Source organism: Streptomyces sp. NPDC048196, from assembly GCF_040652715.1.
GTDB lineage: Bacteria > Actinomycetota > Actinomycetes > Streptomycetales > Streptomycetaceae > Streptomyces > Streptomyces siderophoricus.
The window spans coordinates 71973-95171 of record NZ_JBEZMM010000012.1 but is presented as its reverse complement, the minus strand read 5'-3'; the positions used below and the strand labels follow the sequence as shown (position 1 = coordinate 95171).

The window sequence follows — 23199 nt, the reverse complement described above, 5'->3', positions numbered from 1 at the left end:
TGGGCGCCGGTGACCAGCCGGACGACCGGGGGTGGGTGGCCGGTGCTCTCCTGATTTACCGGGTGGCGACGTCGTGAGGGGTGCCGTCCGTGATGGCCTGGAGTTTCTCCGGGTTGGCGACATTGTGGAGGGCGGTGATACGGCCTTCGGCGTCGAAATCGAAGGTGACCGTGGCGATCACGCGGTCCGGTCCGCGGAACACCAGCCCCGGGCCGCCGTTGATCTCGACCAATGCGGCGTGCATATCGGCAGGCTCGATGCCCTGGTAGGTAACGGTGCCGATGGCGGCGAACCAGGAGGCCACCGTTTGCGCGCCCACCACCGGGCGCAGGGCTTGGCGGACCTTGCCGCCGCCGTCGGTCCACAGCGTGACGTCCGGAGACAGCAACTCCATCAGGGTGTTGATGTCCCCACCCGTCGCGGCCGCGAAGAACTTCTCAGTGGCCTCCCGCTGCCGTGACCGGTCCGCGGCGAAGCGCGGCCGCCGGGCCTGTACGTGCTCGCGTGCACGATGGGCGGTCTGCCGCACCGCGGCCTCGGAACGCTCCACCGCCTCCGCGATCTCGGCATGACTGAAGCCGAAGACTTCCTTCAGCACGAACACCGCGCGCTCCAGCGGGCTCAGCGTCTCCAGCACCACCAGCATCGCCATCGACACCGACTCGGCGTCCGTGACGGAATCGGCGGTGTCGCCGACGGTGAGGATGGGTTCCGGAAGCCACGGCCCCACATACGCCTCCCGTTTGTGCCGGGTGGAGCGCAGCCGTTCCAGCGCCAGATTCGACACGATCCGCGTGAGATACGCCTTCGGGTCGGCCACCTGCGAGCGGTTGGCCGCCGACCATTTGATCCAGGCGTCCTGCACCGCGTCCTCGGCGTCCGCCGCCGTGCCGAGGATGCGGTAGGCCACCGAGAACAGCAGGTTGCGATGCTGGTGGTACACCTGGTGGTTCAGGTCTGAGTCCAGTTCCGAGTCCAGGTCCGAGCAGAGGTCCAGGTCCAGGTCCGAGTCCAGTTCTTGGTCCAGGCGCAGGCGCACCTCTTGGCCCGGGTCCTGGTCCAGGTCCGTGTCCGGGTTCGGTGCAGGGCGCGGGGGCGGGTTGGTCACCGTGCCTCCCGTATGCGGGTGAAGCGGCCGCCGCGCGGCCAGAACGCGCCCGAGGCGGGCATCTTCTTCATGCGGCCGTAGGTCGGCCAGGGGGAAGCACTCACCGTCTCCTTATACCGGGCCGCCAGGCGTCCGGTCAGATAGAGCCGCCGGGGGCTGTCATCGGGGTGCGTGAACTGCACGACCGCCTCGTGCCGGCCCAGGCTCACCGGCGTGTGGTAATAGCCGAAGCGAAACGGCTTGGGCTGCTTGCCCTTCAGCGCGCGGGCAATGGACACCGCCGCATGCACGCCCGTCGGCATGCCGCCCTGGCAGGTGCCGTGCATGACCCCGTACCCCTGGCGGATCGCCGCCGCGTCGCCCACGGCGTAGACATCCGGGTGCGACACCGACCGCAGCGCGACGTCGGTGACGATACGGCCGTGCGCGTCGACCGTCAGGCCGGCGGCGGCCGCCAGCGGCGACACTCGGGTCCCGCTGGTCCACAGGACCGCGTCGGCGCGGATGCTCTCCCCACCCGCCAGCTCGACCGCGTCCGGCAGGACCTCCACCACCTCGACCCCGCTGCGCACCCGGACGCCGAGGCGGTGGAGTACGCCCTGCAGATACGCCTTGGCCTTCGGGTTCATGGCCGCGCCGGGTTCCTGTCGGCCCAGCAGCACGACGTTCAGCTCCGGGTGCCGCTCGGCGATCTCCGCGGCCGCCTCGACGCCGGTCAGTCCGCTGCCGGCGACCACCACCGTGCCGCTGCCGTGGGGCTGCACCAGCCGGCCGGCCAGGACCTCGGCGTCCTGGGCGCTGCTGAGGGTGTACGCGTGCTCCTCGACGCCCGGCACCGCCGCGGTGTCGGCAACGCTCCCCAACCCGTACACCAGCGTGTCATAGGGCAGCACCTGGTCGTCATCGACCCGTACGGTCCGGGTGTCCGCGTCCACCGCCGTCACCCAGCCGCGCACGAAGCGCACGCCGGTGCCCTCCAGCAGCTCCTGGATGCTCAGCTCGGCGAGCTGCTGCCCGGTCGCCGTCATGTGCAGCCGCAGCCGTTCGGTGAACCGCTCTTGCGCATTCACCAGCGTCACCTGCACGTCCTCGCGCGCCGCGACCCGAGCCCCGAGCTGGATGGCGGCAGCCATGCCTGCGTAACCCGCTCCCAGGATGAGGACGCGGTGGACGGCCTTCTGATGGGTGGCCGCCTTTTGGGTGGGCGTCTGTCGCGCGGTCGACTGGCTGGGGATCGCCACATCGGCTCCGGCTCCTGCTCCGGTTCCTGTTTCGTGCTGTGTGCTCATCATTCGCCTTCGTTCACTTGCCTTCGCCTGCCTGCTGACGACCACCAGATGCAAGCTCCCCGTCCATTCGTGACACGGGGCCGGTGTGATGCGCGACACAGTCGAAAAGCTGGGGGCGGCGAGGGGTGGGGAGGGCGCAGAAGCGGTGGCTCAGGCGTCCGAAGTGCGTTGTCAGTGGCGGGAGTTAGGCTCCGATCATGATGAGTGAGATGAGCCATATGCAGGATGAACGGCCCGGAGGAGACCCTGAGATGGGGGGCAGGAACGGGACCCAGAACGGTACCGAGAACGGGACTGAGAACGGGTCCCAGGAGGTGAGGCCGAAGCTGGGCAGCCATGCCGTGCTGTCCCTGCGTTTCCCGCCGTTTCCGGTCCCGGGTGAGGCCGACGAGTCGGTCTTGGCACCTCATGACCCGGTGCGTGCCCGTCAGATCGTTGAGGAGTTGGGCACCGTGGAGGAGGTTCTGGAGCAGTTGCCGGACCGCCTCCTCGCAGACCTTCCCGATCCAAGGGTGCGCGCAGACCTCGAACTGGTCGCGGTCGGATGTTGGGGCAACGCCGTCCACATCACCGATCCGGCCCTCGGGGGTGACTTCCTTACGTATGCCATGACGGAGGAGGTCCGCGGGCAGCGTGCCCGGTACCCGGAGGCCCGGATCGTCGGGTCGATCGAAATGGACTACGGGAACAGCTTCCTCGAAGACGTGGTGGACCTGCCCGGCGGCGTGGAGGCGTACGCCGCGGGGTGGGACTGCGACGACGAATGGGATGTCGCCGGCGACCCGGAAGCGGTGTTGCGTGCCATAGGCGTCGACCGTGAGGCGGCAGCGGAAGCGGGCTTCGACCTCGACGAGGATCCTTGCGACCGTGTCTGGTCCGATCTCGGGATCCTCGCCCTTTGGGGACTCCCCGGCGGCCTCGGCGTCGGCCCCGGTGCCGGAGGCCGGCGGGTTTCCGTGTTCCGCGTTCGTCGCACGTCGTCGGCCGCATCCGAGATGGAGGAGGCGTGGTTCGGACGCTGACCCGGATGCCCCTGGACCAAAGGGAGTTGATCGGATGGCCCATGCCCCAACGGACGCTGGCTGTAGAGACGATTTCAGCCGACGCGGTGCTTCCGTAGGTTCGTTGCGACCACCACATGCATCACTTCCGCAACGGGAGGAACCCTTATGCCCACTCGCACCGCGAGCCGCCGCCTTGCCACTGCGGCCATAGCCGTCGGCGCCTCCGCAGCGATCCTCGCTCCCACTGCGCATGCCGCTGACGCCTCCGAGATCGCGGCGAAGAAGCCCGCCAAGCTCACCGTGGCGTCCTACCAGGCGTACCTGAAGAAGCAGAAGACGCCCGAGGCGAAGAAGGCCCTCAAGGGGTTCGGCGCACTGACCAAGGGTCAGCAGGCGACCTTCGTCCAGGACCTCCAGAACCGCAAGATCTACGAGGCTCTCCTCGGTCAGGTGGAGGGCCGGATCGGGCAGCCGCGCACTGTCGTCGACCCGCACAACAGCGAGGTGCGTTTCGTCACCAAGGCCTCCACTTCCGTGGGCAAGGACAAGCGCCGCACCACTACCGTCCGTTTCACCGTGACGGAGGAGATCTTCAAGATCCCGGTCACCGCCGAGACCATCAGCATTGCCTACCCGACCGCTGGCAACGGCCCGAAGCGAGCCACCGCCACCGCCAAGGTTGCCAATGTCAACGCGGCCATAGCCGTTACCCACAACCGCGTCAGCGTCAAGGGCTACGGCGCCCAGACCTACTGGTCCGCCGAGCCGCAGGTGGCGTCCTTCGGCAAGGCCGCCTACAAGAAGGAGCACGTCCTCGGTTCCAAGGTCACCTACCGGGCCAGCCTGACGAACAACGAGGACTGACGGGGGCTGACGGGGACTGACGGGCACTGACGAGGGCTGACAGGCACTGACGAGGGCTGACAGGGACTGACGAGGGGTGATCGGCGGCCGAGCTCTCGGGCCCCGGGAACGGTCACTTCCCGGGAACGGTCACTTCCCGGGGCGATCACTTCCCGGAAACGGTCACGGTCACTTCTCCGGGACCGGCCACTGTGAGGCCTACAGGACGGTCGCTGTGAGGCCCAGGACGCCGTGTCCTGGGCCTCACTCAGGGAGGGCGATCACGTAACGTTAGGCAGTTTTTTGACGGCTGTAGTGCAATTGCCTACTGTCGATGCTCCGTAGCCAACCGCCCACGGAGTCCTCATGACATTGCCAGGCCCGGGACATCGCGCTCACCCCACCACCTACCCCCGAACCGTGACCGCAGTGCTCGGCTGCTGTACCGCGCTGGCGGTGACCGCCGGCTGCGGGACCCCCGGCGGGGCGGAGACCGGGAGGGCCGGGACCCCCAAGGCTTCCGGTAGCGCCGCTCCCACGGGCCCTGCTGCCCAGGCCAAGCACTACACAGGTGAACTCGCGGACGGGGCCAAATGGATCGCTGATGTGCCACCGGACTTCAACGGCACGTTGATGCTGTTCTCGCACGGTTACGGGCCGCTCCAGGCGCAGAACGCCCCCGGTCCGAAGACCCGCGACGCGCTCCTCAAGCGGGGCTATGCGCTGGCCGGTTCCTCGTATTCGGGCAGCTCGCGGTGGGCGCTGAATGTGGCCGTGAAGGATCAGTTCGACACCCTCAGCGCGGTACGGAAGAAGGTCCCCGCGGTGCGCGAGCCGAAACGCACCCTTGCCTGGGGGGAGTCGATGGGCGGGCTGATCAACTCGCTCGTCGCGCAGCACGGCCGGGGCCGTGTCGACGGCGCACTCTCCGCCTGCGGCATCGTGGCGGGGGGCCTCGACTTCAACGAGTACCAGGCGGATGGCGACTACGCGATCAACCAGCTCCTCGTCTCGGGCGGCTCCGGCGGCTCGGGAAGTTCCGACAACTCCGGACGTTCCGGCGGCTCCGGACGTTCCGGCAAACAGATCAAGGTCAGCGGCTTTTCCTCCGAGGAGGAAGCCGCCGCCTCCGGGAAGGCCCTCGTGGACGTAGTCCAGGGCGCCCAGTCGACAGCACAGGGACGCGCGCGTACGGCACTGGTCGCGGCCCTGCGCAACCAGCCCAACTGGTCCAGCGGCCCACAGCCGCCCAAGGCCCGTGACTATGAGGCACGGGAGAAGCAGCAGGCCGAGGGGCTTGTGAAGATGTCCCTCCCCTTCACGCTCGGGGCGCGCTATCAGGTGGAGAAGGCCGAGGGCGGACCCGTCTACTCCAACGCGGGCGTCAACTATGCCCAGTTGCTTCGGCACAGCCGCGATTTGCCCCAGGTCCGGGCCCTCTACAAGAAGGCGGACCTCGACCTGGACACGGACCTCGCCAAGCTCACGCGCAATGCCCACACCGAGGCGGACCCGGCCGCCGTACGGAACATGGAGCGCACCGGGGTGCCCTCCGGCCACCTCGCCGTGCCGAACCTCACCCTGCACACCACGGACGACCCGCTGAACCCGGCGCCCCAGGAGAGCGAGTACGCCCGAAGGGTGCGCAGCGCGGGCGACGGCAGCATGCTGCGCCAGACGTACGTGCACGCCACCGGCCACTGCACCTTCAAGCCCGCCAACTGGCTCGCCGTCCTGAACGCCCTTGAGCACCGCCTCGACACCGGCAGCTGGGACGCGGCCACCGAGCCGCAGAAGCTCAACAAGGCCGCGGGGGAGGCGGAGGAGGGCAGCTACCCCTCGTTCGTGCGCTACACCGCTCCGGAGCTGGTCGGTATCCGGGGCCGCAACACGAGGGTGCACTGATCCGTGACATGAACGTGGACAGGAAGGCGGACGGGAACGAGGACGAGAACGAGGAGGAGAGCGCGGACGGGAGCGCGGACGGGAAGGCCGTGATCAAGGCGGACCTGAACGTGGGCGGGAAGGCGAACCGCCAGGTCACGCACGAACGGCGAGGGCTACGGTGGACCGCGTGAACACGGAAGAGTCGCTGCGGCCGCAGTCCCTCATGCTGGCGTTCCTGGGCGACCAGGTGCTGGGGCGGGACGTCTGCGTGTACTCCGGCAGCGTCATCGACGTCTTCGCCCGCGCCGGGATCGGTGAGCAGGCGACACGTTCGACGCTGACCCGCATGGTGAACCGCGGTCTGCTGCGCCGCCAGCGCGAGGGCCGCCGGATGTACTTCGGGCTGACCGAGCACTCGGTGGCCGTGCTGCGCGACGGCGAACGGCGCATCTGGCGGACCGGCGCGGTCAACCAGGAGTGGGACGGCACCTGGACCCTGCTCGGTTTCTCGCTGCCCGAGTCCTGGCAGCGCCAGCGCCACGACCTGCGCGCGAAGCTCACCTGGAGCGGCTTCGGACCGCTGTTCAGCGGGCTGTGGATCGCACCCGGCGAGGTGGACGTGTCCTCGCTGGTGGCCGAGCTCGGCCTGACCGCCCACGTGAAGATCTTCCGGGCGCGCGCCGACACCGGCATGGACATCGGCGCGATGATCGAGGAGACCTGGGGACTGGCCGAGCTGACCGAACTGGCCGCAGGTTACGAGGAGTTCGTCCGGCGCTGGCAGCCGTGGAAGACGCAGCTGCCGGAGGCTCCTCTCGCTGCGCTCGCCCTCCGGCTGCGGCTGCAGGCCGAGTGGCTGCAGGTCATCCGCCGGGACCCGCGTCTGCCGGTCCGGCACCTGCCGGACGACTGGCCGGCCGAGCCGGCCGAGAAGACGTTCCGGGCGGTGTACGACCGGCTCACGCCACTCGCCCAGGACGCCTCGGAACGCCTTCTCGACCTCGTACCCCTGCGCCCTGATCAGGCGTAGAAGCGGGACAGGCTCTGCAGTACCGCCGCAGGCTTTGTCCCGCCCTCGATCTCGATCGTGCCGTCGACGGTGATCTGTACGCCGCCGGCCACGTCCTCGACCTCGGCCAGCCTCCCGGCCAGCCGGATGCGGGAGCCGGCCTTCACCGGCGCGGGAAAACGCACCTTGTTGAGGCCGTAGTTGACCTTCGTCGTGACGCCTCGGACGTCCAGCAGCTCGGTGAACAGCGGGATGAAGAGGGAGAGGGTGAGGTAGCCGTGGGCGATCGGGGCGCCGAAGGGGCCCGCGGCGGCCTTCTCCGGGTCCACGTGGATCCACTGGTGATCGCCGGTGGCGTCGGCGAAGGTGTGGATCCGTTCCTGGGTGACCGCGATCCACTCGCTGGTGCCGAGGTCGCTGCCGGCGAGCTTCTTCAGTTCGTCGATGCCGTGGACGGTGATGCTCATAAGTGGCCTGTTCCTTGAGGGAGTTGGTCAGCTTCCGTAGTGCGTGCGCACCCGGGACTTCAGGAGCTTTCCGGAGGCGGTGCGCGGGAGTTCGTCGGCGATCACCACCGACTTGGGGAGCTTGTACTTGGCGAGTCGCCCGGCCAGCGAGGCCAGCACCTCGTCCGGGTCCAGCGAGCCGTCCTCGGCGGGCACGACGACCGCGCGGGGCACCTCGCCCCACTTCTCGTCCGGGACGCCGATCACGGCGCACTCGGCGATGCCGGGATGGGCGAGCAGCAGGTCCTCGATTTCGGCGGGGTAGATGTTCTCCCCACCGGAGATGATCATGTCCTTGATGCGGTCGACGATGTACACGTACCCGTCCTCGTCGACCCGTGCCGCGTCCCCGCTGCGGAACCAGCCGTCGGCGAAAGAGGCGGCCGTCTCCTCCGGCAGCCCCCAGTAGCCGGGCATGACGTGCGGTCCGCGGACGACGACCTCACCGGTCTCACCGACGTCGACCGGAGTGAGGTCCGGGCGGACCACCCGTACGTCGCTGAAGAAGTGCGGCACACCGGCCGAACCCGCCTTGTCGGCCGCGCGCTCGGCGTCCAGGAACAACGTCCCGGGCGCCGCCTCGGTCATGCCGTAGCCCTGGAGGAAGGTCAGCCCGCGCTCCTGATAGCGGGCGATCAACGGCGTCGGCACCGGGGAGCCGCCGCAGTTGAGGATCCGCAAGCTGGACAGGTCCGCGTCCGCCCAGCGCGGATGCCGCGCCACCTGGTCGAACATGGCGGGCACGCCGAACATGAAGGTGATCCGGTGCCGTTCGATCACGTCGAGGGTGGCCGCCGGATCGAAGGCCTCGACGAGCACGCAGGTGCCGCCCTTCAGCAGTACCGGAAGGGTGAGCATGTTCAGGCCGGCCGTGTGGAACAACGGCGCCGAGACCAGGGCGCGTTCGTCGGTGATCAGATCGGTGTCGACCAGGACGTTGAGCGCGTTCCAGGTCAGATTGCCGTGGGTGAGCATCGCACCCTTGGGGCGACCGGTCGTCCCCGAGGTGTACATGATGAGGCTGAGGTCGTCGGCAGCGACCGGCTCGTCGATCGGCACCGCGGGGGCCGCTGCGATCAACTCCTCGTATTCTGCCCCGACTTCGATGGGCGTCCACACGTCCGTGTCCCGCCGCAGCTCGCCGACGAGCCCGGCGTATGCGGGGCCGAAGACGAGGGCCTTGGCACCGGAGTCGGCGAGCTGGTAGGCGAGTTCCGGCCCGGCGAGACGGGTGTTGAGCGGGACGAAGACCGCGCCGAGGATGCCCGCCGCGAACAGTGTCTCCAGGTAGGAGGGGTGGTTGGGGCCGAGGTAGGCGATCCGGTCGGCCCGCCGGATGCCGCGCTCGCGCAGCGCGTGCGCGAGGCGCGTGGTGCGCTCGTGCAGTTCGGCGTATGTGGTCGCGATGTCGCCGTGGATCAAGGCGGTACGGTGCGGGGTCTTGCGGGCCCGGCGTGCGGGCCACGACCCCAGTCCCTCGTTGCGCATCGACGGCCCCTTACGGCGTGGTCAGCCCGAGCAGGCGGGCGGCGTTCTCCTTGAGGATCTTCGGCTTCACCTCGTCCTTGACCGGCAGCTTCGCGAAGTCGGCGAGCCAGCGATCGGGCGTCAGGACGGGGAAGTCGGAACCGAAGAGGACCTTGTCCTTCAGCAGCGTGTTCGCGTACTGCACGAGCTGCGGCGGGAAGTACTTCGGCGACCAGCCGGACAGGTCGATGTGCACGCCCGGCTTGTGGGTGGCGACGGCGAGGGCCTCGTCCTGCCAGGGGAAGGACGGGTGCGCCAGGATGATGTTGAGATGCGGGAAGTCGGCGGCGACGTCGTCGACGTGCAGCGGATTGGAGTACTTGAGGCGGATCCCGCCTCCACCGGGCACGCCCGCGCCGATGCCGGTCTGGCCCGTGTGGAAGAGCGCGATCGTGCCCGTCTCCTCGATGACCTCGTACAACTCATAGGCGAGGGCTCGGTCGTTGGGGAAGAAGCCCTGGATGCTGGGGTGGAACTTGAAGCCCTTCACCCCGTACTCCTCGACCAGGCGGCGGGCCTGCCGCACGCCCGCCCGGCCGCGGAAGGGGTCGATGGAGGCGAAGGGGATGAGTACGTCCGCGTTGGCGGCGGCCACCTCGGCGACCTCTTCGTTGGGGACCGGGGGCGTACCGGTCGCGGACTGGGCGTCCACCGTGAAGATCACGGCGGCCATCTTCCGCTCGCGGTAGTACGCGGCCGTCTCCTCCAAGGTCGGCTTCCGCCTGCCCTCGACCTTGAAGTAGGCGGCGGAGGCGTCGTGCAACTCGTCGTCCAGTGAGGAGCGGCCCTGGGAGGAGACCTCGGCGTGGGTGTGGACGTCGATCGCGACGAGCTCTTCGGGATTCATCCGGGTGGTCATCACGCCTCCGGGAACGCGGGCGCCGGGATGCCGACCGACTGCAACTCGGCGCCGATGGAGGTGGGGAAGGCGGCGGCCAGGGCCTCCGGGGTCCAGCCGCCGTCGGCGTAGGCCGCCCTGATCTCCTGCGGATGCGACCAGAGTGCGACCTTGTCGCCGCCGATGCCGATGGCCTGGCCCGTGATGCCGCGGGCCGCCTCCGAGGCGAGGAAGGGGACGAGGCCCGCGCAGTCCTCGGGCGTGCCGAAGCCCTCGCCCTTCCGCAGGAAGTCCGGCAGCCGCTCGCCGTTCTTCATGGCCTGGATGTACGGGGCGAAGGCCGGGATGCTCTCGGTCATGGCGGTGGCGGCCACCGGCACGATCGCGTTCACCGTGATGTCGGCCCTGGCCAGTTCCATCGACCAGGTGCGGGCCATGGCGGCGATACCGGCCTTGGCGGCGGCGTAGTTCGTCTGCCCGAAGTTGCCGCGCTGGCCGGCCGGGGAGCCGACCAGGATCAGCGTGCCGCCCTCGCCCTGCTCGCGCATGCGGACGGCGGCGGCCCGGGCGCAGGTGAAGGTGCCCTTGAGGTGGGTGGTGAGCACGGCGTCGAAGTCCTCGTCGGTCATCTTCCACAGGACCTTGTCGCGCAGGATGCCCGCATTGGTGACCAGGACGTCCAGCCGCCCGAACTCGTGCACGGCGCGCGCCACCAGGCGGTCCGCGGCCTCGGCCGTGCCGACCGGCACCACCTCGGCGACGGCCGTGCCGCCCGCAGCGGTGAGGGACTTCACGGCCGCTTCCGCCGCGTCTTCGTCCGCGTCGTTGACGACGACGAAGGCGCCGTGCGCGGCCAGCGCCTGAGCGTAGGCGAGTCCGAGGCCCCGGCCGCTGCCGGTGACGACGGCGACCTTGCCGGTGAGATCGATGGTGGGCACGTACGAATCCCTTCGTAGGGGCGCCTGCACGGCGCTCGGGGTGCGACGTCGAGATCGAAGGTAAGAACAATGATTGTTGACGTCAATAGTTGTTGCCGACCGACGCGATGCGCCACACTGGGACCAGCACCCACAACTCCGCCCTTGCCGGGGCCCTGACCAGGGAGTCCGTCATCGCCCGCCAGCCGCGTTCCAAGACCCCCGTCCCGATCGACGCGCACGAGCCATGGATGCGCGGACTGCACGCGGACACGGGCTACCTCCTGTACCGGCTGGGGCTGCGTTCCGGGCAGCTCTTCAACGCCTTCCTCCAGGAGTCGGGCGTGCGCCTGCGGCACTACGCGCTGCTGCGCTTCCTCGCCACCTCGGAGGGCGCTCTGCAGCGCGAGCTGAGTGCCCGGCTCGGCTACGACCCCAGCGCGATCGTCGGTCTCGTCGACGATCTGGAGAAGCTGGGCTTCGTGGAGCGCCGGCCCGCCCCCGACGACCGACGCAGCCGGATCGTCGTGCTGACGGAGGAGGGCCGCGCGTTCCTCCGCGACACCGACGCATCGGGTCTGCACGTGACGGACGAGCTGCTGGATCCACTCAAACCGGCCGAGCGGAAGACGCTGCATGCGCTGCTGCTGCGGATCGCGGAGGCGGGGCTGGAGTAACGCGGCACGCCTGCCGCGTGCGTGACCCCTCGCTGTGGCCGGCCCGGTGCGCAGGGTGCCCCGCGGCCGGTACCGCACCCCCGCGGCGGTACCGGCCCGACCAGCAGTGGTCGTGCGGGACAGGCTCCGATCCTGCCCGAGCCGGGCGGCGGGCGTCGTTGCCCCCGGACGCACACGTGTTGGCGCGGACCGCACTGTAGGTCCCCGGCGTCCCTGCACACTGTCGGCTGTCTCGAAGCAGCGTCATCCACACCCGGGAGCAGGGATGCATCCAACCGTCATCGACACCGTCGAGTTTCCCGTCCACGAACGACCGGAGGCGTGGGCCGAGACCATGGCGCTGGCGCAGGTGACCCAGCGCGTCAAGTTTCTGGAGACGGCGACCTTCGGGGCACGGATCGCGATGATGCCGCTCGGCGTGGGACAGGTCTCCGAGCTCTCCTACGCCTCGGTGATCGCGCAGCGGACCCCCAGGCTCGTCCGGCAGTCCGATCCGGAGATGTACCACGTCGCCATCGTCACGGAGGGCGAGATAGGCATCGAGCAGCGTCGGCAGAACTCCCTGCTCAAGCGCGGCGACCTGGGCTTCTTCGACAGCTCCCAACCGTTCGACACCTTCGCCGGTGACACACCGGGCAAGACGCTGCTCTTCCAGTTCCCGAAGAAACTGCTGCGGCTGCCGCACGAGCAGTTCACCCGGCTGTGCGGACTCTCCCTGCCGTGGACGGAAGGAGTCGCCCGCCTTTTCGGCCAGTTCGTGGTCGGGCTGGCCGAGGAGTACGCCCACTGCACCCCGCAGGACGTCACCCGCCTGGGAGACACCGCACTCGACCTGCTGTCGACCGTCCTGGCCCACCACTTCGACCGTGACACCACCCCGCCCGACGGCACCGAGGCGTCCGGCGAATCCGGCCGGCACGCACTGTTCCTGCGGATCAGCGCCTTCATCGTCGATCACCTCGGCGACCCCGGACTGGGCCCGGAGACCATCGCCTCCGCCCACCAGATCTCCCTGCGCTACCTGCACCGCATCTTCCAGCAGCAGGCCACCACCCCCATGGCCTTCATCCGCCGGCAGCGCCTCGACCGCTGCCGCCGGGACCTGGCCAACCCCGCACTGTCCCGGCTGACCGTGCACGCCATCGCCACCCGTTGGGGCTATCCGCAGCCGGACCGTTTCTCCCGTGCCTTCCGAACGGCGACGGGGATGTCGCCCAGCGAGTACCGGGTGGCGATGCGGGGCGCTCCGGGGGCCGGTGAGGCGGCAGGGGCTCGATGAGTGCCGCATGAGTGCCGCGTTCAGAGCGGGCGCCGTGTGAGCGCCGCGTTCAGAGCTGGGGCCGGGCGGCACCGAACCGGGTGTCCTCGCCCAGCGCGGTCTCCTGCGCGAACGCGGCGTAGGAACTCGGGTTCACCAGGGCGTCGGAGGTCGGGATGGTGCTGTAGCGGGGCATGGTGACGCCGCCGATCACCGCCTGGCCCTGTTGCACACCGGCGACCACCTCGCCCGACCACTCCGGCACGTCGATGCCGGCGTCGAAGCGGAAGTGGCTCGCCTCGTGGATCAACGCCGCCGCCCGGCCGTTGGGCCCGTGGAAGGTCGAGAACTCGTTCCCGATCTCGGTCAGTACGCCGGGCGTGGTCACTGCCGCGAACCCCAGGTCCGCGGTCCACTTGAACCGGTCCGGAAGCTCGTTGAGCCGCTCGCGGATCTGCCGGAGCCGGTCGCGGACCGTGTTGACCACGGTCGCGTCCGGGGATCCGGTCATGAAGTGATGCGCGAACGCCGTCAGGGTGGCGGGATCGAGTGGCGTGGCGGCCGCCGCCGTTTCGGCCGCGTCGATCCAGGCCAGACCGAGTTCGATGGCGTCCCCGGCATCGAGCAGCGGGAAGAGGCCGTTCCACTGCTCGACGACGTCGGCCGGGTCGGTGACGGTGTTGTCGACGACCTCCCCGTTGAAGTCGTAACGGCAATAGACCGGCGCATTCACCACGACGCCACCGCTGGAGGTCCGTCGGCCGTCCCTGTTCACCATGGTGGTGACGGTCCGGAAGAGGTACGCCTTGGTGCCGAAGCCCCGCAGGCCGGTGATCTCGCCGTCCAGGTCGTGAGTGAAGTCGCCGCTGGTGTGCCAGTTCGGGCCGATGGGCTTCGGGTAGCCGGCCGAGGCCGCATTGGCCGGCCAGTCGAAGCGCATGTAGTCCGGGCCGTGGAAGAAGTACGCGAAGCCGCTCTTCACCCCGCCGCCGGGGAAGACGGCGTCGAGCGTGGTCCAGTCGGACGGCAGGAACCAGTTGTCCGCCGTCGAGGCGGGGTCGCCGTCCGGCTGCAGCCCGACCAGCTTGATCCGCTGGTAGTTGCCGCCCTGGAAGACGTACTCGAAGTCACTGAAGGCCTGTTGGCCGAGCAGCGCGCCGTCCAGGTCGCGGTCGAACGGCGCGGGGAAAAGCGGCTGCACCGGCGCACCCGCGGTGACCACGTGGTCCGCCGCCCAGTCGTAACCCACCGACCAGCCGCCGGCGAAGACGATGCTCAGGCTCGGGTTGGCGTCCGGCGTGGGCAGCGCGCCGGCGATGCGAACGGTGGAGGACATAGCGATCCGCCTGGGGGGAGGGGCAGGGTGGGGGTGGGCCGGGACGTCGTCCAGGACACGGGCGGCACGGCGGCTCCCTTCCACGCTAGCCCCCCGCCTACCGGCCCGCACCCGGGCGCCGACTGCGGGCGCCGACTGCGGTCGTCGACAACTCGACGGGGAGTCAGCGTGGTTGGAGGGGTCGCAGCGCGGCTCGGACGTCGTCGGGTGTCGGGTGTCCATCCGGCACCGGAAATCCGCGGGCGCCAAGGGGGCCGACCCTGCCACCTCGTGAGACGGGCACCAAGGCGCCGACCATGCCACCTCGTAAGAAGGTCAAGCCGCAGACGAAGCAGTCGCTCAAACGGAAGATGGCCTCCGTCGCTGGTGAGGCGCGGGACCGCGCGGCCGCGGTGGCCGCCGCCGTCGCGGTGGGCAAGATCCGGCCCCAAGACGGCACCGGTGACCGGCCCGGTGGCTGTGGTCGCGGGTACCCCCGCGCAGTCCCTCTCGTCGTCGCTCCAGAGCCTGATCGCGGCTGTCGCCCACCCCGGTGGCGCCGGTACGCCACCGGAGTAAGCATGGAAGAGAGGTGAAGGTGCCTGTGCACCTCGCCCCTCGCACGGTCTCTGCACACCTTCATGAGCTCGGGTGAGGCGTTCCTCATGACGTTCCCTTCCCGCCGTCCTGTCTCCCTGTGGCTCGGGGCGGAGCTGCGAAACCATCCCGATGACGACCGGTCCGACGGCCACGGCGACGGTCACGGCGACGACCACGGCGGTGAGCGCGGCGACCGTGCCGGCGGCGGCGGTTTCGGCGGCGGGGGAGGGGGAGGGTTCGGGGGTGGCGGTTTCGGCGGTGGCTTCGGGGGCGGTGGCTTCGGTGGGGGCGGCGGGGGCCCTGGCGGGGGTGGCGGCTTCGGTGGGGGACCCGGTGGCGGATTCGGTGGTCCGCATCCTGGTCCACCGCACGGCCCGCACCCCGGCCCTGGCCCCGGTCCCGGCCGGCCCCCGGAGCCCCCTCCACCGCATGAGCCCCCGCACCCTCCTCCACCCCATGAGGAGGACGTCGCGGAGGGACCGTTCCGGGTGGTGCGGCCCGCGGACATGCTGGTCGTCGACATCGCACTCGTGGGTCTGCGCTTCGACGGCGGCCGACACCGCCTCGTGCGGACCCCCGACGCGCCGAACGCCTTCATCCTCGTCGGACTGCCCCCGCAGCATGTGGCCGAAGAGGTGCCCGATGACCTGAACAAGGTCACTGCTCCCATGAAGGCAGTCACCGCCGGCTCCACCCGGCTGGCCTTCTCGGTGCCGGCGGACATCAAGGAGCTGGAGCTGTCGCTGGACGGCTTGCTCGACTGGGAGCGCCTGGTGCCGCTCAGGGTGCCGGACGGCCAAAAAGGCCCGGACACGCCGGGAACGACAGTCTTCCAGGGCGTCCCCAGAAGCGTCATCGAGTTCCCCATCCGGCTGTTGATCAGCTACGACGAGCCCGTTGACTGGTTGGGCGGGACCCGACCCCAACAAGCCGACGGCCGCACCGCGTTGTGGCACGCCCGGCTGCACGCCGCACCGGACGGCGCCGGGCCCGGTGCACCCGACGGCGGCGTGAAGTTGAGGGCCTTCGCCATGGTCACGAACGGGGGGACGCTGCCACCGGGTGCGCCGTACGTAGACGTTGTCCTGCAGGACCTCGTCACCCAAACCAGCCGCCTCCCGTTGCCCGGAATAGGTGGGCCGCTCGAAGTGCACAGTGCTCCCTTGCACGCGGAGCAGTTCCTCCTCACGTCCATGGGCACCTCGGCCCATCTGCACGGCGCCTGGGAGCCGCTGGCGAAGGCCGCCCTCGACCGCTACAAGGAGGTCGGTCGGCGGGCTCCGAATCTGGTGGCGTACGACCACATCACAGGCCTGGGACGTGACCAGTACGTCCGCATCGTCCACCACGGCCGCCTGTCCACGGGCCATGAGGCCCTGCACATGCAGGAGTACAAGCGGCTCTTCATCGCGCGTCCGGACGACGGAATCGTCGCCTACCTCCAGCGGGAGGACCGGATCATCGTCAAGCAGCCGGAGATGACGTACGGAGCGGCCACCGGCTTCCCGCACGAGGGACGCGAGATGCCGTTCCAGGTGCTGCGCATCACCGACCGCGTCACTCCGGTGATCATTCCGCCCGACGTCCCTTCCAATCCCCCACTGCCCCCCGAAGAGGACAAGCCGGATATCAAGGCTTTTTGGGTGCGTCTCCAACCATCAGGCGAGGACCACGAATTCACCCTGATCGGCACGGATTCCGAAGGCCGCAAGGTCACCTTCACCATGCCGCTGATATTCGTGCCCGACGGACTGCTGGATGAGGACAAGCAGTTGAAGGCCCTGCACGACCCGACGAAGGAAACAAAGAAAAAGATGGACCAGCGCCAGAACCGGGAGCTGCACGGCCAGGTGATGGCCATGGCGCAGCCCCCCGACGGCGCTGCCGGCAGCACCAGCCACGCGGTCGGCACCCTGACCTTCCGACTCGGCGCGGAAGGTGCGCCAGTCGTGGGCCAACCCTGTGTGGCGGCCGCGGAGGTCCGGGTCCCCGCCGTGGAGCAGTTCACCCCGAACGCCGGCAATCTCAAGGTCCAGTTCAACGACACCTTTCTGCAGCAGAAGATCGAGGGACATCCGGCCGGGGCGTACCTGGATCTGACGACCCCGCTCAACCTCACCTTCGGGGCGCAGCAGGCGGGCGGACTCTCCAGCCCCAACGCCGCGGTGAAGCTGATCACCAGCCGGGCGGGCGTCCTCCCCGACATCTTCAAGTCGGACCAGGCCACCGATGCGATCGCCGATGCGGATGCTGTCAAGGCCATCAAAGACGCCTTCGGCGGGGCACAGCTGCTCGGCATCGACCTCAGCCAGTACCTGAATCTGAAGAAGCTGGTCAAGGACCAACTCGGCACACTGCGGAAGCTGGGCGACGACGAGATCGCGAACATACTCGGAGACGCGAACCGTCTGCTGCCCGCGCCCGTGCTGCGCATGCGCGACCTGGCGGACGGACAGGGCAAGGAACTGCGGTACGTGTGGAAGCCGCCGCTGGACCCGCCGACCGGGGGTGCCCTGCCCCTGATCGACGTGACCAAAGCTTCGCTGATCCTGGACGCCCGGACCGTCCGGTCGAAGGACGCCCTCGACAAATCCACGGTGGAGGGCAGCCTGAGCCACTTCGCGTTGGATTTCCTGGGTATGGCCCGAGTGGACTTCGAGAAGCTGAAGTTCAAGACCGGCCCGGGGCAGAAGCCCGACGTGGCGGCCTCCGGTGTGGCGCTGACGTTCCGCGGTCCGATGGAGTTCGTCAACACCCTCCGCAGCGCCCTGCCCGCCGACGTCTTCGGCGCCGGCGCGTTCATCGACGTCCAGACCAGCGGCATCCGTGCCGGGTACAAGCTCGCCGTTCCCACCATCCCCCTCGGCGTCTTCAACCTGGCCAACCTCACCCTGTCGGCCGAGCTGGCGATCCCCTTCGACGGCAAGCCGGTCTCGTTCCGCTTCTCGGTCAGTGAGCAGAAGCACCCCTTCACCGTCACGGTCTCCCTGTTCGGTGGCGGCGGCTACTTCTCCATGTTGGTCGACGCCAGCGGCGTAAAGGAGGTCGAGGGCGCCATCGAGTTCGGCGGCGCCGCGGCCCTGGACCTCGGGGTCGCGAGCGGCGGGGTCTCCATCATGGCGGGCATCCGCTTCATGCTGGCCAAGAACGAGGTGAAGTTGACCGGCTACCTGCGGTGCAACGGCTTCCTGACGGTGCTGGGCATCGTCACGGTGTCCGTCGAGTTCTATCTGGAGCTCACCTACGAGAAGAAGGGCAAGCAGTCGATCGTCCGAGGCCGGGGCACCCTCACCGTCAGCGTACGGATCGCCTTCTTCAGCAAATCCGTCTCGCTCGAACTGGAGCGGACCTTCGCCGGCGCGCCGGTCGACCCGACCTTCGCGCAGTGCTTCTCGAAGGAGCAGGACTGGCCGGAATACTGCGCGGCGTTCGCCGCGTGAGCGAGCCGCGTGGAGACCACCATGGACTTCGAACAGCAGATCAACTGGACCGTTCTGCCCGCCGGGCTGACGGCCGACGGTACGCAGGTCAAGGTGTCGGTGTTCATCGCGCCGCGGCTGCTGGGGCCCGCCCCGCCCGACCCGCCCGACCCGACGAAACGCGCCACGCTGGGTCCCTTCCCCGACTTCCTCAGCTGGCCGGAGAAGATCGCGAACGCCACTTTCGACTTTGCCACCGGCGCGGGCACCCGCGAGCCCTCCACCTCCACCGAGGCGGACCAGAAGCCCAACACGACGCCCGCCCCCTCGACGACCTTCGTCACCGGGCTGAAGCCGCAAGGCCCGCCCCCCGATGCGGACTTGTGGAAGAGCCTCTTCGGCAAGGGCACACCGCTCGATCCCTACACCTTCGAAAGCCATACGGACAAGATCTGCGAGACCTACTCCGCCAACGAGGTCAGCACCTTCACCAAGGACAAGTACGTCGAAGCGGCCATGAAGTCACCCGAGGTACCACCCCCCACCCAAGGCCTGGTGATGCCATCGGGCGACAGTCCTACGGACGGCGGATCAACCAACGACGGTTCAACCAACGGCGGCGCCACGGAAGGCGGTTCAACGAATGGTGGCTCTCCGAGCGACGGCCCAGGGGGCTCCGCGGGCACCGGCGACGTGGGCCCCAGGGACGAGCCCACAGCGGTCGGCGACACCACCACGGACGGTGATCCACCGATGCCTGCGGAGCTCCAGAGCCTGCACAGCTTCCACACGATCCCCATGCCCGAGAGACCGTCCACCCTCGCCGGCGAAGAACCGCCGCCACCACCGCGACCCGAGAAGCACGATCCCGACTTCCACCAGATGCTCACCTGGCTCGGCGACCACCCCACACTGCTGCGGCAGCTCGGACTCGTCCTGGACTTCCGCCTGCCGGCCGACCGGCTCCCCGTCTCGTCAGGCCAGCTGTTCCTGAAGGTCATCCCCCACTGGAAGCCCGAACTGGGAGAGGAAGCGTCGCACAATGTGTCGCCTCGCACGCGGTATGTCTTCCTTCCGGACCGCCGCGCCTTCGCTCCCCGGGCCGGGGCACCCACCGACGGCCCGCTGACGCCACCCTCCCGCGGCCTGGTGGAACTGCAGGGGAACTTCACTCTCGAACCGGCCGACATCGACGCCGCCGCCGGCAAGATGGTCGGGCCCGCCAAGGACGCCACCGGACTCGCGACGGTGCGGACCCATGGGATCGCGCTGGTCAGGGACCAGCGCATGGAAAGCCTCCGGCAGGAGTTCGCCCGGGCGGCGGAGCATGACAAGGCGTTCAGCGCGGTGGTCAAGCAGCAGAAGGAGCGTGGCGCGCCACCCGACCCGCAGAATCCGGGGGCCGCCCCGCACGCCGCGGGTGACGAAGTGCCCGCCCCCGAACTGTTCGCCGAGAACCTGGTGCGCGGCCACCGGCTGGACATCTGGGACGAGACCCGACGGCAGTGGTTCTCACTGCACGAGCGCGAGGTGGAATACCGGAAGCCGCGCGGCGGACCGCTCCTGCTCAAAGCCTCCGACGAGGGCTTCTTCCAGGCCCACCTGCTCAGACCACCCCCCGAGGCGATGCACCCCGACCACCTCTACGTGCCCGAGCAACTGGTCACCTGGGACGGCTGGTCACTGTCCGCGCCCCGGCCGGGCCTGGTGCTGGACACCGACGCGGGCTCGGTCGACGAGGACCGGCACCCCAACCAGCCGGTACCGCTCAACAACGAGGCACAGACGAAACTGCCGTTGGAAATCACACCGACGGTGCGGCCCGGCACACTGCCCAGGCTGCGGTTCGGCCACGAGTACCGGGCGCGCATGCGCACCGTCGACCTGGCGGGCAACGGGCTCGAAAAGGCGGAGGCCGACGCCCTGGTCGACCTGACGGACAACGGAACGGACGTGGCGGCCGCCGACGGCCTGAAGGACCGGGAGGCCCTGCTGCTCCCCAAGGACGCGGAGCTCCTGACCTTCCAGAGGTTCGAGGCCGTTCTGGCGCCCGCCGTGGTGTCCAGATTCGGGTCCGGGGAAGGCGCTTCGGAGTTCCGGATGGTGATCCGGAGCAGTCCGGGGTCCGGCCCGCCGCCGGCCACTCCGGGGACGCCACAGATCATCGTCCACCGGACCCATGTCCAGCCCGGCATGACCAACGACGAGGTACGCATCGTCCAGCAGGCCCTCATCGCCCAGGGACATCCCATCCCGGCCGGCCCGACCGGATTCTTCGGCGAGCAGACCAGAGCCGCCTATGCGCAGGAGCAGGAAGCCCAGGGCTTCACGGGCAGCGATGCCGACGGCGTACCCGGCTGCAAGACGCTCACCAAACTGGGCCTCAAGAGCGGATTCGCCGTCGACTGCGACGACGGCGGCACCAGCCCCGGCACGGGAACCGGCACTGCGGCCGGCGCCGGAGCCGGTATGACGGCGGAGCAGTACGCCGCGGACTTCAACCGGTCGCCGCTGGTCACCTCGGGAGGCCATGCCCCGTACCGGGGTACCGACGAACGCCATGTGGTGGCGCCGAAGGCGTCGCTGCGCTGCATCGAGTGGCACGGACTGCTGGACGAGGCCATCGGATCCACCGACCCGAACGTACAGAACGCCGTCTACGACCTGGCCGTACGGGAGAGCGGCTCGCTGAGCGACCCGTCCCAGCCGGACGTCGAAGTGGAGACGATCAAGTCGCCGGCGGCGGACCCCAACAACCCGGCGAACACCGTCCTTCACACGGGCGAGCAGGTCGAACTGCCCTACCTCCCCGATCCGTTGTCCACGGGCGCCGTCTTCCTGGACCTGCCGGGCGTGACTGAGGGAGAGCCCTTCGCGGTCGCCTGGGACGGCGATGTCTGGCACCGCCCGCGCTCCCTCAGGCTGCGGCTGGCCGAGGGCAGTGCGCCGCCGCGCTTCGACGAGGCGTCCCGGGTGCTGACCGTCTTCCTGCCGAAGGGCGTCGTGGCGACCGTCCGGGTGTGCTCCAGGATCGACTTCGACGAGAAGGTCATGGGCGTGGCCGGCTGGTGCCGGAAGCAGCAGGACTCGGCACCGAGGCTCGCGATGGAGGGGGAGGGGGAAGTGGCGGCGCGGAGGGCGGCGGCAGCGCGGCGCACCGACGACGTGCTGGCACTGGCCGCCGCCAGCCGGCACTGGATGTTCACCCCCTGGCAGGAACTGACACTCGTCCACGCGGTACAACAGCCACTGAAGTCACCGGTGTTGACACTCGTCCACCCTGATCCGTCGCGGCGTCCGCTCGGAGCGACCGCCGAGCACCTGACCGGGGCCATCGCCCTGGACGAGGCCAGTACGGACCGGGTCGACCTGATCGCCGAATGGACCGAGGTGCGGGACGCCGGCCCCGACGGCCGCGAGACCAGCGAGATGACCGTCCCGGTCTTCGACCTGCTGACGGCCTGGGCGGCGAGCCAGAAGGGCGCCCCGGGCGTCGAGCCCGCCGTCCTCCAGGACGGCGTCCTGACCTTCAATACCGAGGCGGCGGAGAAGAAGGCGAAGGCGGACGCCGCTGCTGCGGTGGGGGACCCGGACAAGCACCCCGACCCGCCCAAACCCGCCAAGCACGAGTTCGGCGACACCAAACACCGGACGGTGCGCTACCACCCGGTGGCCGGCAGCAAGTTCTCCGACTACTTCCCACCGGAGTTCGCCGCGCCGGGCACGAACGCGCTGACCGTGGCGGGGCAGCCGGAGGAGTACTCCGTACCGAGCAGCGCGCGCCCCACGGCGCCGCGACTGCAGTACTGCGTACCCACGCTCACCATGGAGGAGATCAAGGGACCGCCCGGCGTCATCGTCCATCGCCGGCACGGTCGCGGGATCCGGATCTACCTGGACCGTCCCTGGTACTCCTCCGGCGACGGCGAACTGCTCGGCGTGGTTCTCGGCGACCCGCCGGGAGGCGACCCCACGTCCGTACGGGACGCCTGGGTCACCCTGATGGGCCGCGACCCCATCCACCGTTCCGCACCGGTCGTGGCCCCGACCCCGGAGATGTTCACCAACGCGGTGGCGCAGACCCCGAAGCCGATCGCGCTCGACCTTCCTTCGATCCCCCTCCAAGTACGGGTCGTCGGCTTCACCCCGCAGTTCGAAAAGGCCGTTCCCAAGCCCGGCGATGATCTGGACAAGATCGGCCGCTGGTTCTGTGACCTGGACCTGGACACCGGGGACACCTGTCTGCCCTTCGTGCGGCTCGCCCTGGTCCGCTATCAGCCGGATTCCGTCTCCGGAGCCGAGATCTCCAAGGTCGTCCTCGCCGACCTGGTGCGCACCCTGCCCGACCGCGAGTTGCGGGTCACGCTCAGCGACCCACTGTCGGTCAGCGTCAGCGGCCCTTCCTGGGACCCCACGGACCCCACCGGTCCCCGGCCGCCACGGATCACCGCCACGTTGCAACGCCGCAACCGTCTCGTCGACGATGACGACCTCGGCTGGGTGAGCCTCGACGACACCACCACCCAACTCACCTCGGTCGACGCGGAGTCCTCCCACACGCCCTTCTACACCGGCCAGATCCCGCTACCGCCCGGCCGGCGCGGGCCCCTGCGTCTGCTGGTCCTGGAAACCGAGGGCATCCCCCCCGACGTCCCCACTCCGCCCACTCCGCCCATGACTCCGGGGCCGGTGATCTACTGCGACACCGTCGAACTCCCGCCAAGGCTGGGCGGTCCAGACGGCGACCACGACCACGACGACGGTCACGACCACGGTGGGCCGGGTGACCACGGCCACGACCATGGCGGACCGGGTGACCACGGCCACGATCACGGTGGCGGATTCGGCGGGTTCCGCCACGGCTGACCAGAGGTTCCTTACCTGCGAGGTAATCGACTCTCCCCGCTGCATCGCGCAGGCTGATCACTACATGACTGGTCACGACATGACTGGCCCGCACGACTGAAGCCTGCATGACTGAGGTCTGCATGACTGAGGCCTC

General features: G+C 69.4%; 16 protein-coding genes. 9 read left to right on the top strand and 7 right to left on the bottom strand.

Annotated features, from left to right (window positions below):
- Positions 1-55: 55 nt before the first annotated feature.
- Positions 56-967: an RNA polymerase sigma-70 factor gene (locus AB0E02_RS15490; protein WP_362139443.1), complete on the bottom strand. Its 912-nt coding sequence runs from the start codon at positions 965-967 to the stop codon at positions 56-58.
- 137 nt (positions 968-1104) lie between these two features.
- A complete protein-coding gene (locus AB0E02_RS15485) occupies positions 1105-2397 on the bottom strand; it encodes an FAD-dependent oxidoreductase (protein ID WP_362139249.1) in 1293 nt (430 codons plus the stop codon).
- Positions 2398-2594: 197 nt separating this feature from the next.
- Between AB0E02_RS15485 and AB0E02_RS15480 the strand changes: the two genes are divergently transcribed.
- From AB0E02_RS15480 to AB0E02_RS15460, 5 genes are all read left to right on the top strand, one after another.
- On the top strand, positions 2595-3419 hold the full coding sequence (locus tag AB0E02_RS15480; protein ID WP_362139248.1) for a DUF6333 family protein: 825 nt from the start codon (positions 2595-2597) through the stop codon (positions 3417-3419).
- A gap of 147 nt (positions 3420-3566) precedes the next feature.
- Entirely contained in the window at positions 3567-4265 is a 699-nt protein-coding gene (locus tag AB0E02_RS15475; protein WP_362139247.1) for a hypothetical protein, read from the top strand.
- A 399-nt stretch (positions 4266-4664) separates the two neighbouring features.
- Positions 4665-6149, top strand: coding sequence for an alpha/beta hydrolase (locus tag AB0E02_RS15470; RefSeq protein WP_362139244.1), 1485 nt, complete (start codon positions 4665-4667; stop codon positions 6147-6149).
- Positions 6150-6157: 8 nt separating this feature from the next.
- Positions 6158-6322, top strand: coding sequence for a hypothetical protein (locus tag AB0E02_RS15465; protein WP_362139242.1), 165 nt, complete (start codon positions 6158-6160; stop codon positions 6320-6322).
- Positions 6319-7161 (top strand): PaaX family transcriptional regulator C-terminal domain-containing protein, encoded by an 843-nt coding sequence (locus AB0E02_RS15460; RefSeq protein WP_362139240.1) that lies wholly within the window; start codon positions 6319-6321, stop codon positions 7159-7161. Before AB0E02_RS15465 ends, AB0E02_RS15460 begins: the two co-directional genes overlap by 4 nt.
- Here the strand turns inward: AB0E02_RS15460 and AB0E02_RS15455 are convergent.
- The 4 genes from AB0E02_RS15455 to AB0E02_RS15440 are packed head-to-tail and all read right to left on the bottom strand — an operon-like array spanning position 7152 to position 10949.
- Complete coding sequence (locus AB0E02_RS15455; protein ID WP_362139238.1) at positions 7152-7607, bottom strand: MaoC family dehydratase; 456 nt, start codon at positions 7605-7607, stop codon at positions 7152-7154. The two genes, AB0E02_RS15460 and AB0E02_RS15455, sit on opposite strands and share 10 nt — an antisense overlap.
- A gap of 27 nt (positions 7608-7634) precedes the next feature.
- Positions 7635-9134, bottom strand: coding sequence for an o-succinylbenzoate--CoA ligase (gene menE / locus AB0E02_RS15450; protein ID WP_362139236.1), 1500 nt, complete (start codon positions 9132-9134; stop codon positions 7635-7637).
- Between the two features lie 10 nt (positions 9135-9144).
- On the bottom strand, positions 9145-10020 hold the full coding sequence (locus AB0E02_RS15445; RefSeq protein ID WP_362139441.1) for an amidohydrolase family protein: 876 nt from the start codon (positions 10018-10020) through the stop codon (positions 9145-9147).
- An 11-nt stretch (positions 10021-10031) separates the two neighbouring features.
- Positions 10032-10949, bottom strand: coding sequence for an SDR family oxidoreductase (locus AB0E02_RS15440; RefSeq protein WP_362139234.1), 918 nt, complete (start codon positions 10947-10949; stop codon positions 10032-10034).
- 230 nt (positions 10950-11179) lie between these two features.
- Between AB0E02_RS15440 and AB0E02_RS15435 the strand changes: the two genes are divergently transcribed.
- Positions 11180-11605, top strand: a complete 426-nt coding sequence (locus AB0E02_RS15435; protein ID WP_362139439.1) for a MarR family transcriptional regulator — start codon at positions 11180-11182, stop codon at positions 11603-11605.
- Positions 11606-11870: 265 nt separating this feature from the next.
- A complete protein-coding gene (locus AB0E02_RS15430; RefSeq protein ID WP_362139231.1) occupies positions 11871-12884 on the top strand; it encodes a helix-turn-helix domain-containing protein in 1014 nt (337 codons plus the stop codon).
- Positions 12885-12933: 49 nt separating this feature from the next.
- Here the strand turns inward: AB0E02_RS15430 and AB0E02_RS15425 are convergent, their stop codons facing one another.
- Positions 12934-14199, bottom strand: a complete 1266-nt coding sequence (locus AB0E02_RS15425; protein WP_362139228.1) for a hypothetical protein — start codon at positions 14197-14199, stop codon at positions 12934-12936.
- A gap of 1067 nt (positions 14200-15266) precedes the next feature.
- On the opposite strand from AB0E02_RS15425, the gene AB0E02_RS15420 reads away from it, so the two are divergent.
- Positions 15267-18218, top strand: a complete 2952-nt coding sequence (locus tag AB0E02_RS15420; RefSeq protein WP_362139226.1) for a hypothetical protein — start codon at positions 15267-15269, stop codon at positions 18216-18218.
- Between the two features lie 21 nt (positions 18219-18239).
- Positions 18240-23063, top strand: coding sequence for a peptidoglycan-binding protein (locus AB0E02_RS15415; protein ID WP_362139224.1), 4824 nt, complete (start codon positions 18240-18242; stop codon positions 23061-23063).
- Positions 23064-23199: the final 136 nt, after the last annotated feature.